This is a genomic window from Kluyvera genomosp. 3 (genome assembly GCF_011765685.1).
GTDB lineage: Bacteria > Pseudomonadota > Gammaproteobacteria > Enterobacterales > Enterobacteriaceae > Kluyvera > Kluyvera georgiana_A.
In genome coordinates this window covers 1,316,375-1,332,058 of sequence record NZ_CP050321.1, presented here as the reverse complement: position 1 = coordinate 1,332,058, position 15,684 = coordinate 1,316,375, and the positions used below count along the sequence as shown (strand labels likewise).

Sequence of the window (15,684 nt, the reverse complement as noted above, 5' to 3'; positions counted from 1 at the left end):
ATGATTCACTACCGATTAGTCACGGCGCTGCCCAGCGAACAGGAACAGTGTCATCTTATCACCAGACCCGATAGCCCCTTGCTCCAGCAGGATGCGCTACGTAATAACCCGCTGATTGCCGAGATGACGGCGCGCGCCGCTCAGGGAAAACTGGCGGATACCTGTTTCGGTTGCGGGCCGTTCGCCCGTATCACGCTGGTGCCGCAAAGCGCCTGGCAGGACAATCTGACCGATTCACTGCTCACTTTTCTGCGCCCGCTGTTTGCTTCACCGATGTGCCGCGAGGTACTGCTGGATTGTACGCAAATTCACGACACGGTACTGGCGAAAACCCTGCGCTTCCTGTTTAACCAGCAGCACCGGCTGACGGATCTCGGGCTGAAAACCACGGCGCAAAACGATACGCGTCTGACCCATATTCATGCCTACTGCTCAGATAACGAACTGGCGCGCCTTGAGCCGCTGTTTAAGCAACAGCAGGCCATCGCCAACGGGATGGTTGCCGCCCGCCGCCTGGCGGATATTCCCTCCGAGCAATGCACACCGCAGTTTGTGGTGGAAGAAGCGCAGCGCCTGTGCGCGGCCTTCCCTGCGCTGCGCTGTGAGGTTTTGGATGAGCAAGCGATTATCGAGCAAGGTCTGGGTCTGCTGCACGCGGTAGGCAAAGGGGCCAGTCGTCCGCCGCGCCTGCTGGCGATTCACTATGAAGGGGCGAGCCATGGCCCGGTACGCAGCTACGTCGGCAAAGGCATCACCTTCGACACCGGCGGTCTGTGGCTGAAAGACGGCGCGGGCATGTATACGATGAAATACGACATGTGCGGCGCAGCCAACGTCCTGGGCTTGATGCTAAGCATCGCCGAGCTGGCGTTACCGGTGCGGGTGATGGGCGTGCTGGCGCTGGCGGAAAACGCTATCGGCCCGGACGCTATGCAGCCGGGTAGCGTGGCGCGCGCCTGCAACGGCATGACGGTGGAGATCAACAACACCGATGCCGAAGGCCGTCTGGTGCTCTCGGACGCCATTGCCTGGGCCAGCCAGCGCCATGCACAAACGCGTTATATCATCGACTTAGCCACCCTTACCGGCGCAGTAGTCAAAGCGCTGGGCTATGAGCTGAGCGGGCTGATGACCCAGGATAAGGCACTGCGCTCAGCGTTAACCCTGGCCGGTGAACAGAGCGGTGATGAAGTGTGGTCGCTGCCGCTCGATGCGCGGTTGAAAAAGCAAACCGAGAGCGCGATTGCCGATCTGTGCAACACGCCGACCAACAACGCGGCGATCAGCGCTTCTGCCGCCTGGCTGCTGCATCACTTCTGTCCTGCGGATATTCCGTGGGCACATCTTGACGTCAGCGGGACGGCGCTGTGGCGTGAAGGCGGCAAAAGCGTGGCATCGGGCAGGCCAATTCCGCTGCTGATGCAGCATTTGCTCAACGATTTGTCCCTCAACAGTTAATCCCCCGCCCGGCCGAGCATCGCGACGCCGGGCATTTCCTTCTGATAAGCTCAGCTTAACTATCAGCTTTCTCTCCGAGCCGCACTGACATAGCGCCTACCGCTGATAACGTTTGTCATAAACGTTCAGTTTTTATATATAACACCATGTTTTTAAAAACTATTTAAACTGAGGTGACAGTTCAACTCACATCGGTAATTCTGCGTTTACACAACGAAAAAACCTGATGATAAGGAGCAAAATGAACTGGAATATTCAGAAATTCATTGTCTGCCCTGATACCGGGACCATGTATAGTCTGGCCGTCAGCGCCAAAAACCTACAGATGATTCTCTGGTGTAAAGGTGACTACTTTTTACGTCAGGGTTCGGTGATGGACAGCACGCCGTTTGGCATGGTTGTGAACGGGAAAGTCAGGAAAATTCAGGTGCTGCACGCGTTCCCGTATAGCCTTTCGCTGTGGGATTATTTCAAACAACGCACGCTTTGCCCCGGCAATGAAATGCCGGAGCTCCGGCGCTGTCCGCGCCAGACGGTATGCGCTTTCCAGCTTTGCCCTTACGGCGCGCAGGAAACCTAGAGTTTCAGAATTTCTTTTACAAACGGGATGGTCAGCTTACGCTGGGCGGTGATGGAGGCATGATCGAGCTGATCCAAGGTCTGGAATAACGTTCGCATCTCCCTGTCCAGGCGCTTGAGCATAAAGCGGCAGACATCGTCCGGCATTTCAAAACCGCGCAGACGGGCACGCAGCTGCAAGGCCTGGAGCTTGTCTTCGTCCGAGAGCGGCTGCAGCTTGTAGATTTGCCCCCAATCAAGGCGCGAGGCGAGATCCGGCAGGCCCAAATTCAGCTGGCGCGGCGGACGATCGCCGGTGATCAGCAGGCGCGTATTGCCGGATTCCAGAATGCGGTTATACAGGTTGAAGATCGCCATCTCCCACGGTTCGTCTCCCGCCACGCACTCGATATTATCGATACAGACCAGCGAGAGCTGCTCCATTCCTTCCAGCACTTCCGGTACAAACCAGGTGCGTTTATCCAGCGGAACATAGCCAACCGCGTCGCCGCGCTGAGAGAGTTCGGCACAAGCCGCGTGCAGCAAATGGCTGCGCCCGGCGCCTTCGCGCGCCCAGATATAGATGTATCCGCTATGTTCCTGCCGCAGCACATTTTGCAGTGCGGCAAGTAAAGAAGGGTTATCGCCCGGGAAGAAACTCGCAAAGGTTTCGTCGTCGGGAAGATAAAGTGGCAAAGAAAGCTGTGCCGGTGCGTTCAGAGGAGACCTCAACATGGGCTTACGAAAAAACGTGAAGAGTTTACCACAGAAATAACGGATGAGAGAACCGGGCGGCGATCCCGCCCGGTTTGCGGATCACGACTTCGCTTCGTCGCTGTCCGCGGCGTCCAGCACCACTTCTTCCGGGCGCAGTACGCTGATAAGTTTAAAGACCAGGCTCAGGCAGATACCGACGATCGTCGCCAGCGCCATACCTTTCAGCTCGGCCGCGCCAATGTGTACTTTCGCGCCGCTGACGCCAATGATCAGAATCACGGAGGTGAGGATCAGGTTCTGTGCTTTGCTGTAATCCACTTTCGATTCGATCAGCACGCGGATACCGGATGCGCCGATCACCCCGTACAGCAGCAGAGACACGCCACCCATCACCGGCAGCGGGATAATCTGAATGGCCGCCGCCAGTTTGCCGACGCAGGAGAGCAGAATCGCAATAATCGCCGCGCCGCCGATAACCCAGGTGCTGTACACGCGGGTAATCGCCATCACGCCGATGTTTTCACCGTAAGTGGTGTTCGGGGTAGAACCGAAGAAACCAGAAATCACCGTCGACAGACCGTTGGCAAACATTGAGCGATGCAGGCCCGGGTCGCGAATCAGATCTTTTTTGACGATGTTCGCCGTCACCACCAGGTGACCGACGTGCTCGGCAATCACCACCAGCGCCGCCGGTAAAATAGTGAAGATAGCGAACCATTCGAAACGCGGGGTATAGAAGGTTGGCAGCGCGAACCAGTGCGCCTGCGCAATCGGCGTGGTATCCACTACGCCCATCACGAAGGACAGCGCATAACCGACCAGCACGCCGATCAGAATCGGGATAATCGCCAGGAAGCCGCGGAACAGCACGGAGCCGAATACGGTCACGCCGAGCGTCACCAGGGAAATAATAATGGTTTTGGTATCCGCTGACTGGCCATCCGGCGGCAGTAGGCCTGCCATGTTGGCCGCTACGCCCGCCAGCTCAAGACCGATGACGGCAACGATTGCGCCCATCGCCGCCGGCGGGAACATCACGTCCAGCCAGCCGGTACCCGCTTTCTTCACAATGAAAGAGACCAGGCAGAACAACACGCCGCACATAATAAAGCCGCCCAACGCCACTTCATAACCTAGCGGCAGCAGCAGCAGCACCGGAGAAATAAAGGCAAAGCTCGACCCGAGGTAGGCCGGGATTTTCCCTTTACAGATAAAGAGGTACAGCAGCGTGCCGATGCCGTTGAACAGCAGCACGGTGGCTGGGTTAATGTGGAACAGCACGGGCACCAGCACGGTTGCGCCAAACATGGCGAATAAATGCTGCAAACTAAGCGGGATGGTCTGTAAAAGCGGTGGTCTCTCACTTACCCCAATTGCGCGGCGCGTCATTGTGTTTTCCTCTGTGTTATTAGTCTGGGTTTTTTATTCAAAAAAAAGCCGACTATCAAAGTCGGCTCTTTTTATTTTTTCGTTTACTTGGTACCAAAAATCTTATCGCCGGCATCGCCGAGGCCCGGGATGATGTATCCCTGCTCATTCAGCCCCTGGTCGATCGATGCGGTGTACAGCTCGATGTCCGGATGCGCTTTCTCCAGCGCCGCGATACCTTCCGGCGCAGCAACCAGCACCAGCACCTTGATGCTGGAGCAGCCCGCTTTTTTCAGCAGGTCGATAGTGGCGATAACGGAACCGCCGGTCGCGAGCATTGGGTCAACGATCAGCGCCATACGCTCATCAATGTTGGAAACCAGCTTCTGGAAGTACGGTACCGGCTCCAGCGTCTCTTCGTCACGGTACATACCCACCACGCTGATACGCGCGCTTGGGACGTTTTCCAGTACGCCATCCATCATCCCCAAGCCTGCACGCAGGATTGGCACGACGGTAATTTTCTTACCTTTGATCTGGTCGATTTCTACCGGGCCGTTCCAGCCTTCGATAGTCACCTTTTCCGTTTCCAGACCGGCAGTGGCTTCATAAGTCAGCAGGCTACCGACTTCGGAGGCGAGTTCACGGAAGCGTTTGGTGCTAATGTCGTTCTCACGCATCAGGCCCAGCTTGTGTTTGACGAGTGGGTGTTTAACTTCCACAATCTTCATTCTCTTTCTCCTTTAGATGGGGCAGCCACAAAAAAAATCGCGGGATTATACCGCTTTTTTTCGGCTGCGCCATACCTATGATGATTGACCAGGATCAAGCAAAGCGGCGAATGGCGCATCTGTCAGTATAAGACAGGATAAAAATAAACCCCGACGAGCGGGGTTTTATTTTATCTATTCAGCGAGTTAAAGCTCGCTGCCGTTGGTTGCAATCACCTTTTGATACCAGGCAAAAGATTTTTTACGACTGCGCGCCAGCGTACCGTTGCCTTCGTTGTCTTTGTCGACATAGATAAAGCCATAGCGCTTTTTCATCTCGCCGGTGCCGGCGGATACCAGGTCGATACAGCCCCACGGGGTGTAGCCCATCAGATCCACGCCATCTTCCACGACCGCTTTTTTCATTTCAGCGATATGCGCGGAGAGATAGTCGATACGATACTGGTCGTTCACCGTACCGTCGCTCTCCAGCACGTCGATGGCGCCAAAGCCGTTCTCCACGATAAACAGCGGCAGCTGATAGTGATCGTAGAACCAGTTCAGCGAGTAGCGCAGGCCCACCGGGTCAATCTGCCAGCCCCAGTCGGACTTCTGCACGTACGGGTTGGAAACCAGGCTGGTGGTTTCGTCGTAGTCGAGCTGCGGGTTATCTTCGGTGGCCTTGGTGGCAAACGACATATAGTAGCTAAAGCCGATGTAGTCGACGCAGCCCTCAGTGAGCGCCTGACGGTCTTCATCGGTGATATCCAGCGCAAAACCGCGACGCTGGAAGTAGTTCAGCAGGTGCTGCGGATACTTACCGCGCACGTGCACGTCGGTAAACCAGTAGCGGCGATGCATGGCGTTCATTGCCATCATCATGTCGTTCGGCGCGCAGGTCAGCGGATAGATAGGACACATGGCGATCATGCAGCCAATTTGCAGCGCCGGGTTGATTTCACGCGCCGCCTTCACCGCCAGGGCGCTGGCCACCAGCTCGTAGTGTGCCGCCTGGTACATCACCGGCTCGCGATCCTCACCCGGCTGGTACTTCAGGCCAGAGTTGGTAAACGGTGCGAAATCTTCGTGGTAGTTGGCCTGGTTGTTGATTTCATTAAACGTCATCCAGTACTTCACTTTGTGCTGGTAACGGGTAAACACCACTTTGGCGAAGCGGACAAAGAATTCAATCAGCTTACGGTTGCGCCAGCCGCCGTACTCCGTGACGAGGTGATACGGCATCTCAAAGTGCGACAGCGTGATAACCGGCTCAATCCCCAGCTTCAGGCACTCATCGAACAGGTCGTCATAGAACTGCAGGCCCGCTTCGTTTGGCGTCAACTCGTCGCCATTCGGGAAAATACGCGTCCAGGCAATAGAGGTACGGAAGCATTTATAGCCCATCTCAGCGAATAGCTTCAGGTCGTCTTTATAACGATGGTAAAAGTCGATGGCTTCATGGTTGGGGTAATTTTTCCCCGGCAGCACGCCGTCGGTTATTTCACGCGGCACGCCGTGCGCACCCGCGGTCATCACGTCCGCGACGCTTACCCCCTTGCCGCCCTCTTTCCAGCCGCCTTCCAGTTGATGTGCTGCGACCGCGCCGCCCCAGAGAAACCCAGCTTTAAATCCAGACATATCTTTCCCTCGTTAATCAGTAAGTTGTCGCTGCGAATAGTGCTGATTGAAATGGTAAACCGCGCCAATAAGCCCGGCGTCGTTGCCGTGGCTGACGGTATCGATGTAGTCGGCAATGCCAAACCAGGCAAGGTGCTCGCGCATCAGCGCCAGGAAACCGGGACGTTCAACAATGCCGCCGCCGATGAGAATCGTCTGCGGGTCGAACAGGTTCACCAGGTTATAGAGGCCAGTGCCCAGGCCGTTGAAAAATTCGGCGACCAGGCGCTGGCAGACGACATCGCCCGCGTCGAAGCGGTCGAAAATTTCCTCGCCGGTGACCTCTTCCAGCGTTTTGCCAAGATGCTGCGCATAGCGATAGCGAAGTACGCGCAGGGTACAGTTTTCGTTCATGGAGTAGCGGCGTACGTCGCGAGAGCCGGGACGTGAAGTTTGCATATAACCGAATTCGCCAGCGCGAAAACGCGCGCCGTGCACCAGCTGATTGTTGCAGAAAATGGCGCCGCCGATGCCGGTACCGATGGTCAGCACCAGAAAATCGGACAGTTCGGCCCCTTTGCCCTGCCAACGCTCGGCCAATAACACACAGTTGGCGTCATTTTCGATAGCGACGGGCAGCCCGGTGCGCTCCTCCAGCCAGTCTTTAATGGCAAAGTTGTCGAAGCGGCGAATCGCGCCGCCCATTTCGATATAGCCGGTATGCGGGTTAACGTAGCCAGGCGCGCTGATGGCGACGCCTTCACATTCGGGATGGGCGGTGATCCAGCCTGCTATCGCCGCGAGAATCTGCTCGCCATCGCTGTCAGTGATAGGCTGTTTTCCCTTTTCCAGCAGCTCGCCGCTGTCGGCGACCACCCCCATTTTTAACGCCGTACCCCCAATATCAAAGGCAGCAATTTTCATTCCATTCAATCCCTTCTGGCCATTTTCAGATCGCTTACCGGGCGCTATGCAACAAAAACAGAAACCGGTTTCATTACTATGATGTGGATTCATCAGAGAGGATGCAAGGACAAGGGTGTACCCGGTTTCATTTTCGTGAGCAGTATCATATTTGACCAATTTAATGATGGAATCGCAGCAAAATACGCAGGCGAAAAATTGGGTGCAGAATAGGCTCGCAAACGTTTGCCTGGACTGATAGAATTGCGCCGATTTTTCTTGCTATCGCAAATGCGTGGAGACTTGCAGTGACCGACAAAACCTCTCTCAGCTATAAAGATGCCGGTGTTGATATTGACGCAGGAAACGCTCTGGTTGACCGTATCAAAGGGGTGGTGAAGAAAACGCGCCGTCCGGAAGTGATGGGTGGACTAGGCGGTTTCGGTGCCTTGTGTGCGCTGCCGCAAAAATATCGTGAACCGGTGCTGGTGTCTGGCACTGACGGCGTTGGCACGAAGTTACGTTTAGCGATGGATTTAAAACGTCATGACACCATCGGCATTGACCTGGTCGCCATGTGCGTCAACGACCTGGTGGTTCAGGGCGCCGAGCCGCTGTTCTTCCTCGACTATTACGCCACCGGCAAGCTGGACGTCGACACGGCGGCAAGCGTGATCAACGGCATCGCCGAAGGCTGCCTGCAGTCCGGCTGTGCGCTGGTCGGCGGTGAAACCGCTGAAATGCCGGGCATGTACCACGGCGAAGATTACGACGTAGCGGGTTTCTGCGTGGGCGTGGTAGAAAAATCTGAAATCATCGACGGCAGCAAAGTCACCGATGGCGACGTGCTGATCGCGCTGGGCTCCAGCGGCCCGCACTCCAACGGCTACTCGCTGGTGCGCAAAATTGTTGAAGTCAGCGGCTGCAACCCGGACACCACCATGCTGGAAGGCAAAACTCTGGCCGACCATCTGCTGGCGCCGACCCGCATTTACGTGAAATCCATTCTTGAACTGATTGCGAACGTCGACGTTCACGCCATCGCCCACCTGACCGGCGGCGGCTTCTGGGAAAACATCCCGCGCGTACTGCCGGACAACACCCAGGCGGTGATCGACGAGTCCTCCTGGCAGTGGCCAGCGGTGTTCAACTGGATGCAGGATGCCGGTAACGTCAGCCGCCACGAAATGTACCGCACCTTTAACTGCGGCGTCGGCATGGTGATCGCCCTGGCGGCGGACCAGGCCGATAAAGCCATCGCCCTGATGAACGAAAAAGGTGAAACCGCGTGGAAAATCGGCTATATCAAAGCCACGGATTCCGAACAGCGTGTGGTCATCGAGTAAATGAAAAATATCGTGGTGCTGATTTCCGGCAACGGCAGCAACTTACAGGCCATCATTGATGCCTGTGAGCAGAAAAGGATTCATGGCACCATCCGGGCAGTATTCAGCAATAAGGCCGACGCCTTCGGCCTTGAGCGCGCACGCTCTGCGGGTATTCCTCAGCATGCCCTGTCTGCCAGCCAGTTCGCCAGCCGCGAGGCGTTCGACCGCGAGCTGATGCACGAGATTGACGCCTACGCGCCGGATGTCGTGGTGCTGGCGGGGTACATGCGCATCCTGAGCGCTGAATTCGTACAGCACTATCGGGGCAAACTGCTCAACATCCACCCTTCCCTGCTGCCGAAATATCCCGGCCTGAACACCCATCGTCAGGCGCTGGATAACGGCGATGCGGAACACGGCACTTCCGTGCACTTCGTGACCGAAGAGCTGGACGGAGGGCCGGTCATATTGCAGGCCAAGGTACCGGTTTTTGACGGTGATGACGAAGCGGAAATCACTTCACGCGTGCAGGTTCAGGAACATGCTATCTACCCGCTGGTGGTGGGCTGGTTTCTCGATGGCCGCCTGAAGATGCAGGATAATCACGCCTGGCTTGATGGCGTACAGCTGCCGCCCGCAGGCTACGCGGCGGAAGAGTGATATCACGTCGATACGCACAATGAGGGGGCCTTTATGGCCCTCTTTTTTATGCCTTTTTATCCGTACCACAGGTACGAAGAAAGGCTAAAAAAAGCTTACATATCAAAACGGATAGCGAATAATTTCTTAGGCAAAACCGGATAACTGTCATACTAAGATGACACAGTTGGACATAACCCGGCAAAGCTAGCAATATAAACGGTGAGACGACTTTGCCGCGTCCCGTGAATTAACCGGAGTGTGAGTAGTAATGGGTCAGGAAAAACTGTACATCGAAAAAGAACTGAGCTGGTTGTCCTTCAACGAGCGCGTCCTTCAGGAAGCGGCAGATAAAAGCAACCCGCTGATTGAGCGCATGCGTTTTCTGGGGATCTACTCCAACAACCTCGACGAATTTTATAAGGTCCGCTTTGCGGAACTGAAGCGTCGCATCATCATCAGCGAAGAACAGGGCGTGACCACACATTCCCGCCACCTGCTGAGTAAAATCCAGGCCCGGGTGCTGAAAGCCGACCAGGAGTTCGATGGACTGTACAACGAACTGCTGCTGGAGATGGCGCGAAACCAGATCTTCCTGATTAACGAACGCCAGCTGTCCGTCAATCAACAGGGCTGGCTGCGTCACTACTTTAAGCAGCACCTGCGCCAGCACATCACGCCGATTCTGCTGAACCGCGAAACCGACCTGGTGCAGTTCCTGAAAGACGATTACACCTATCTGGCGGTGGAAATTATCCGTGGCGAAGAGATCAACTACGCGCTGCTGGAAATTCCTTCTGATAAGGTTCCGCGCTTCGTTAATCTGCCGCCGGAGACGCCACGTCGCCGCAAACCAATGATTCTGCTGGATAACATCCTGCGCTATTGCCTTGACGACATCTTCAAAGGCTTCTTCGACTACGATGCTCTCAACGCCTACTCGATGAAAATGACCCGTGATGCCGAGTACGATCTGGTGCACGAAATGGAATCGAGCCTGATGGAGCTGATGTCCTCCAGCCTCAAGCAGCGCCTCACCGCCGAACCGGTGCGCTTTGTTTATCAGCGCGACATGCCGGATGCGATGGTCGAAATGCTGCGCAAAAAGCTGACCATCTCCCGCTACGACTCAATCGTGCCGGGCGGCCGCTACCACAACTTTAAGGACTTTATCGGCTTCCCGAACGTCGGTAAGGCCAACCTGGTCAACAAACCGCTGCCGCGCCTGCGTCACCTGTGGTTCGATAAGTTCCGCAACGGCTTTGACGCCATTCGCGAGCGCGATGTGCTGCTCTATTATCCGTACCACACGTTTGAACACGTGCTCGAACTGCTGCGTCAGGCCTCCTTCGACCCGAGCGTGCTGGCGATCAAAATCAACATCTATCGCGTGGCGAAAGATTCGCGCATCATCGATGCGATGATTCACGCCGCGCACAACGGTAAGAAAGTGACGGTGGTGGTCGAGCTACAGGCGCGCTTCGACGAAGAGGCCAACATTCACTGGGCGAAGCGGCTCACCGAAGCGGGCGTTCATGTCATCTTCTCCGCGCCGGGGCTGAAAATTCACGCCAAACTGTTCCTCATCTCGCGTAAAGAAGGCGATGATGTGGTGCGTTACGCCCACATCGGCACCGGTAACTTTAACGAGAAAACAGCGCGTATTTACACCGACTACTCGCTGCTGACCGCCGACGCGCGTATCACCAACGAAGTGCGCCGGGTGTTTAACTTTATTGAGAACCCCTATCGTCCGGTGAGCTTCGACTATCTGCTGGTATCCCCGCAGAACTCGCGCCGCCTGTTGTACGAAATGATCGACCGCGAGATCGCCAACGCCCAGAACAGTATCGCAGCCGGGATCACCCTCAAGCTCAACAACCTGGTGGATAAAGGCCTGGTCGATCGCCTGTATGCGGCCTCCAGTTCGGGCGTACAGGTCAATCTGCTGATTCGCGGCATGTGTTCTTTGATTCCTGAATTAGAGGGGATCAGCGAAAATATTCGTGTGATCAGCATCGTTGATCGTTTCCTTGAGCACGACAGGATCTATATTTTTGAGAACGGCGGCGATAAACGCGTTTATCTCTCCTCTGCTGACTGGATGACCCGTAATATTGATTACCGTATTGAAGTGGCGACGCCGCTGCTCGATCCGCGTCTCAAACAACGGATCCTCGATATTATCGATATTCTGTTTAGCGACACGGTGAAAGCCCGCTTTATTGATAAAGAACTGAGTAATCGCTATGTTCCGCGCGGCAACCGCCGTAAGGTCCGCTCGCAGCAGGCGATTTACGATTACATCAAATCACTTGAACAACCTGACTAACCTATGCCAATAAAAAGCAAAGCACCCCGGCCGCAGGAGTTTGCGGCGGTTGATCTTGGTTCGAACAGTTTTCACATGGTCATTGCGCGCGTCGTCGACGGAGCAATGCAGATCATCGGCCGCCTGAAACAGCGCGTTCATCTGGCTGACGGTCTGGATGAGAACAACATGCTGAGCGAAGAGGCCATGGAACGCGGGTTGAGCTGCCTGTCGCTGTTTGCCGAGCGACTACAAGGCTTCTCCCCTTCCAGCGTCTGTATCGTGGGCACGCACTCGTTACGTCAGGCCGCCAACGCGACCGAGTTTCTCAAGCGCGCGGAAAAAGTGATCCCCTACCCGATTGAAATCATCTCCGGGAATGAAGAAGCCCGTTTGATTTTCATGGGCGTAGAGCACACACAGCCGGAGAAAGGCCGCAAGCTGGTCATCGACATCGGCGGCGGCTCAACGGAGCTGGTGATTGGCGAAGATTTCGAACCCAAGCTGGTGGAAAGCCGTCGTATGGGGTGCGTGAGTTTCGGCCAGCAGTTCTTCCTGGCGGGAACCATCAACCGCGAGAACTTCCAGCGCGCCCGTATGGCGGCAGTGCAAAAGCTGGAAACGCTGGCATGGCAGTTCCGCATCCAGGGCTGGAGCGTGGCGATGGGCGCTTCCGGCACCATTAAGGCCGCGCATGAAGTGCTGCTCGAGATGGGCGAAAAAGACGGTTTCATCACCCCTGAGCGCCTGGAGAAGCTGGTGGAAGAAGTGCTGAAGTATAAGAACTTCAGCAGCCTGAGCCTGCCGGGACTTTCCGAAGAACGTAAAGGCGTGTTTGTGCCGGGGCTGGCGATTCTTTGTGGGGTGTTCGACGCGCTGGCCATTAAGGAGCTGCGTCTGTCTGACGGCGCGCTGCGTGAAGGCGTACTGTATGAGATGGAAGGCCGCTTCCGCCATCAGGACGTGCGTAGCCGCACCGCGCAAAGCCTGGCAAATCAGTACAATATCGACCGCGAGCAGGCCCAGCGCGTACTCGAAACCACCATGCAAATGTACGATCAGTGGCTGGAGCAAAACCCGAAGCTGGGAAACCCACAGCTGAACGCGCTGCTGAAATGGGCATCGATGCTGCACGAAGTGGGGCTGAATATTAATCACAGCGGCATGCATCGCCACTCCGCCTACATTCTGCAAAATAGCGATCTACCGGGGTTCAATCAGGAGCAGCAGTACCTGATGGCGACGTTGGTACGCTTCCATCGTAAAGCCATCAAGCTCGACGAACTGCCGCGCTTTACCCTGTTCAAGAAGAAGCAGTTCCTGCCGATGATCCAGCTGCTACGCCTGGGCGTGCTGCTGAACAACCAGCGTCAGGCAACCACCACGCCGCCGACGCTGAAGCTCACGACCGAAGCCAACCACTGGACGCTCTGCTTCCCGCACGACTGGTTTACTCAGAACGCGCTGGTGCTGCTCGATTTGGAAAAAGAGCAGGAATACTGGGAGAGCGTCACCGGCTGGTTGTTAAAAATCACCGAGGAGCGTGCGCCCGACGAAGTTGTCGCGGCCTGATTCGCTGCTTTTGCACTCCGCTGCCGCCAGCTCCTCAAGGGGAGCTGGCCTACCAATGCTATAACCCTGCAAGTAATCAATACCCAACGCAATCGCCGCCTGACGAATCTCTTCGTTCTCCACATATTCCGCCACCACGCGCATTTTCTTCATCCGCGCCAGATGGCAGATCGATGCCACAATCTGATAGTCCATACTGCTGGTAGCAATATTGCGGATAAAGCTGCCGTCAATTTTGAGGATATCAGCGCTGATATGCTTAAGCCTGGCGTAGCTGGCGTAGCCGGTACCAAAATCATCTATCGCCACCCGACAGCCCAGTTCCTGCAGCTCTCGCAGCGTGCGACGCGCCTGCTCAACGTTGACCAATGAATGACTTTCCGTAATTTCAAAGACCAACTGCCAGGCTTCGATGCCATGCTCTTCCAGCAATAGCGCGACCTGTTTGGAAAAGCCTAGCCCGCTTGCCGTTGATGGCGCCAGGTTCAGCGCCAGCCGCATACCCGGGTTGGTCGCCCGGCGGCTGGCCATAAAGCGCAGCGTATTTTCCAGTACCCACAGGTCGATACGCGAGGCCATACCAAATTCGTGGGCGACTGGCAGGAACAGCGTTGGCGAGATCAACTCATCATCATCATCGCCCAACATACGCAACAGCACTTCGTGATAATCATCGCCGCGAATGCCGACGATCGGCTGCGCCATCAGGCGGAAACGGTCGTTCTCCAGCGCCTGCTGAACGCGGACCATCATGGCGATTTTGTCCTTCAACTCCTGCTGTAAATGCTGCGCGCCGCGCCGCTGGAGGTTTTCCGGGCGGTCGGTCACCAGCGACAGCTCGGCCACCGTATTCAGCTCGCCCAGCATCAGCGAAAGGTGTGATACTGGCGATTGAATGTAGCAGTAGCTGAGGCCAATCTGCGGCTGTAACGGCATGCCGTTCCAGCTATAGCGGAACATCTTCAGACGCGCATAGAGATCTTCAATGCGCTCTTTGTAGGATTCCGTATGCAGCAGTACGGCGAGGTCGCTACCGGTCAGCTGGTACACCCCTTCACCAGGACGCAGCACCTCGCTCAGGTACTCCGCCAGATTCTGCTTGTAGTTGATACGCAGCATAATACCGTAGTGCCGCGTGAGTACCTCCAGGTCCGGCATACGCAGGAAACACAGTACCGACCATGGAGTCTTGCCGATTGCCCGATTCAATGCGCGCATGTTGGGCAGATTGACCACGGGATCGATAAAGGCCATCCGTCGCACCCGCTCGTGAATGGCCCGCTGACGGCTTGAGAGCATGGCCATATAAGCAATGATAAACGAGAACACCAGAAAGCTGGACGAGGTAATTGCCAGCTGTACGCTGTAACCTGCGGTGTGTGGCACGTAGTGATAGTGGTAGTGAATCGCCACAATCAGCAGCAGCGTCCAGACCACCGAAATAAAGCGGTAGCCGAAGCGCATCGATCCCCACAACATAATGGGCAGCAGCAAAGAGATTGTATAGTTGGTGCTGAAAATGGTGCTGCCGCTGTCCAGCGGCTTCATCAGCAAGGAGAAAATCCCCAGCAAGAAGCCGCTCCATACTATCATTTCCGGCCACTTCACTTTTGGGTCAAAGTCCCGGCGCACCTGCGAAATAAAGGAGCGAATATAGTATGGGTTGCGGATTAATCTAATCAGCAAATAACATAACGGCACGCCGGTCAGGTAGCCCATCAGCAGCGACTGGTAGTTGATCAAATTGCGCTGGGTGAGCGGCGAGGTCCATTGTACATCGCTGAAACTCGGGTAAATACCGATATACAGCGTAAATTGGAGCAGCAACATAAACAGCGTGGCCGGGACAAACATCTGCCAGAACAACCGCTGCGCCATGAGTCGCGTGTCGCCATGCGACACCATTTTGCGCCCGCTGTTGAAGTACTGATAGCCGCCCCATGCCACCAGCGTAGGGATCAGAAACTGCAGCGTGATGCCTATTTCTTCAACCATATGCAGATCGCGCGTGAGATAGCAGCCAATACCAACCATCAGCCCAGGCAACGCTTTCCAGCCGAAAAACAGCATCATACACAGCAGAAACGGCATCGGCAGATAATAAAGGTAGGTCTTGCCGCCGCCAACATAAGTGTACGTATTAGCAAGTCTAATTATTGGCAAGATCAGGAGTGGCAATATCAGCGGAAGACCCCACCAGCAATCGCGATATTGCTTATATATTTTACAGAAATTCATAGATGCTCTATAGATACCCCAAATCCTGCTGGGTATTTTCAGACAGGCATCCAACCTGGCTTAAACGTCCGCGAAAGAAGGCAATGCGCGGGTATAGCGAGAATTTTAGTTATCAGCTACGAATGAAGTTTGATGTGAGTCAAGAAACCGCGTACATAAAAACAATAATTTCGTTTTCTTTGCCGTTTATCTAATTATTAATTTATCTTTGTGAATACGTATAATATCTTATATAACATTAATTAATGTTTTGTCTGACGGATTT

12 protein-coding genes are annotated in these 15,684 nt (G+C 55.3%); 6 read left to right on the top strand and 6 right to left on the bottom strand.

The features are described 5' to 3' along the window. Together GY169_RS06270 and GY169_RS06265 are read left to right on the top strand one after the other, a co-directional pair. Positions 1–1,458 carry a leucyl aminopeptidase family protein gene (locus GY169_RS06270; protein WP_167575257.1) on the top strand — a complete coding sequence of 486 codons (1,458 nt, stop codon included), beginning with the start codon at positions 1–3 and terminating at the stop codon, positions 1,456–1,458. Between the two features lie 241 nt (positions 1,459–1,699). After that, the gene (locus GY169_RS06265) at positions 1,700–2,038 is read left to right on the top strand and encodes an anti-adapter protein iraM (RefSeq protein WP_065355895.1); all 339 of its coding nucleotides are present in this window, start codon (positions 1,700–1,702) and stop codon (positions 2,036–2,038) included. Here GY169_RS06265 and GY169_RS06260 read toward each other — a convergent pair. The 5 genes from GY169_RS06260 to bglK form a co-directional block, all read right to left on the bottom strand. Further along, complete coding sequence (locus GY169_RS06260; protein ID WP_074398749.1) at positions 2,035–2,736, bottom strand: DnaA inactivator Hda; 702 nt, start codon at positions 2,734–2,736, stop codon at positions 2,035–2,037. The two genes, GY169_RS06265 and GY169_RS06260, sit on opposite strands and share 4 nt — an antisense overlap. Positions 2,737–2,832: 96 nt before the next feature. Next, the gene (uraA, locus tag GY169_RS06255) at positions 2,833–4,122 is read right to left on the bottom strand and encodes a uracil permease (protein ID WP_064543614.1); all 1,290 of its coding nucleotides are present in this window, start codon (positions 4,120–4,122) and stop codon (positions 2,833–2,835) included. Between the two features lie 83 nt (positions 4,123–4,205). Next, on the bottom strand, positions 4,206–4,832 hold the full coding sequence (gene upp / locus GY169_RS06250) for a uracil phosphoribosyltransferase (protein ID WP_064543612.1): 627 nt from the start codon (positions 4,830–4,832) through the stop codon (positions 4,206–4,208). 186 nt (positions 4,833–5,018) lie between these two features. Beyond that, on the bottom strand, positions 5,019–6,449 hold the full coding sequence (locus GY169_RS06245; RefSeq protein ID WP_163446571.1) for a 6-phospho-beta-glucosidase: 1,431 nt from the start codon (positions 6,447–6,449) through the stop codon (positions 5,019–5,021). 12 nt (positions 6,450–6,461) lie between these two features. Next, a complete protein-coding gene (gene bglK, locus GY169_RS06240) occupies positions 6,462–7,352 on the bottom strand; it encodes a beta-glucoside kinase BglK (RefSeq protein ID WP_163446570.1) in 891 nt (296 codons plus the stop codon). 287 nt (positions 7,353–7,639) lie between these two features. On the opposite strand from bglK, the gene purM reads away from it, so the two are divergent. The 4 genes from purM (at position 7,640) to ppx (ending at position 13,181) form a co-directional block, all read left to right on the top strand. Beyond that, on the top strand, positions 7,640–8,677 hold the full coding sequence (gene purM / locus GY169_RS06235) for a phosphoribosylformylglycinamidine cyclo-ligase (RefSeq protein ID WP_167575256.1): 1,038 nt from the start codon (positions 7,640–7,642) through the stop codon (positions 8,675–8,677). After that, positions 8,678–9,319: a phosphoribosylglycinamide formyltransferase gene (purN, locus tag GY169_RS06230; RefSeq protein WP_163446568.1), complete on the top strand. Its 642-nt coding sequence runs from the start codon at positions 8,678–8,680 to the stop codon at positions 9,317–9,319. Positions 9,320–9,569: 250 nt separating this feature from the next. Then, positions 9,570–11,630, top strand: a complete 2,061-nt coding sequence (ppk1, locus tag GY169_RS06225; protein ID WP_167575255.1) for a polyphosphate kinase 1 — start codon at positions 9,570–9,572, stop codon at positions 11,628–11,630. A gap of 3 nt (positions 11,631–11,633) precedes the next feature. Further along, complete coding sequence (ppx, locus tag GY169_RS06220; RefSeq protein WP_163446566.1) at positions 11,634–13,181, top strand: exopolyphosphatase; 1,548 nt, start codon at positions 11,634–11,636, stop codon at positions 13,179–13,181. Here the strand turns inward: ppx and GY169_RS06215 are convergent. Then, positions 13,134–15,419 (bottom strand): EAL domain-containing protein, encoded by a 2,286-nt coding sequence (locus GY169_RS06215; RefSeq protein ID WP_163446565.1) that lies wholly within the window; start codon positions 15,417–15,419, stop codon positions 13,134–13,136. The two genes, ppx and GY169_RS06215, sit on opposite strands and share 48 nt — an antisense overlap. Positions 15,420–15,684 lie beyond the last annotated feature (265 nt).

What these genes read in the sequence shown, in the direction of transcription:
- upp (WP_064543612.1), bottom strand. Translation starts at nt 4,832, where the DNA reads ATGAAGATTGTGGAAGTTAAACACCCACTCGTCAAACACAAGCTGGGC.
- uraA (WP_064543614.1), bottom strand. Translation starts at nt 4,122, where the DNA reads ATGACGCGCCGCGCAATTGGGGTAAGTGAGAGACCACCGCTTTTACAG.
- GY169_RS06215 (WP_163446565.1), bottom strand. Translation starts at nt 15,419, where the DNA reads ATGAATTTCTGTAAAATATATAAGCAATATCGCGATTGCTGGTGGGGT.
- bglK (WP_163446570.1), bottom strand. Translation starts at nt 7,352, where the DNA reads ATGAAAATTGCTGCCTTTGATATTGGGGGTACGGCGTTAAAAATGGGG.
- ppk1 (WP_167575255.1), top strand. Translation starts at nt 9,570, where the DNA reads ATGGGTCAGGAAAAACTGTACATCGAAAAAGAACTGAGCTGGTTGTCC.
- purN (WP_163446568.1), top strand. Translation starts at nt 8,678, where the DNA reads ATGAAAAATATCGTGGTGCTGATTTCCGGCAACGGCAGCAACTTACAG.
- ppx (WP_163446566.1), top strand. Translation starts at nt 11,634, where the DNA reads ATGCCAATAAAAAGCAAAGCACCCCGGCCGCAGGAGTTTGCGGCGGTT.
- GY169_RS06245 (WP_163446571.1), bottom strand. Translation starts at nt 6,449, where the DNA reads ATGTCTGGATTTAAAGCTGGGTTTCTCTGGGGCGGCGCGGTCGCAGCA.
- GY169_RS06270 (WP_167575257.1), top strand. Translation starts at nt 1, where the DNA reads ATGATTCACTACCGATTAGTCACGGCGCTGCCCAGCGAACAGGAACAG.
- GY169_RS06265 (WP_065355895.1), top strand. Translation starts at nt 1,700, where the DNA reads ATGAACTGGAATATTCAGAAATTCATTGTCTGCCCTGATACCGGGACC.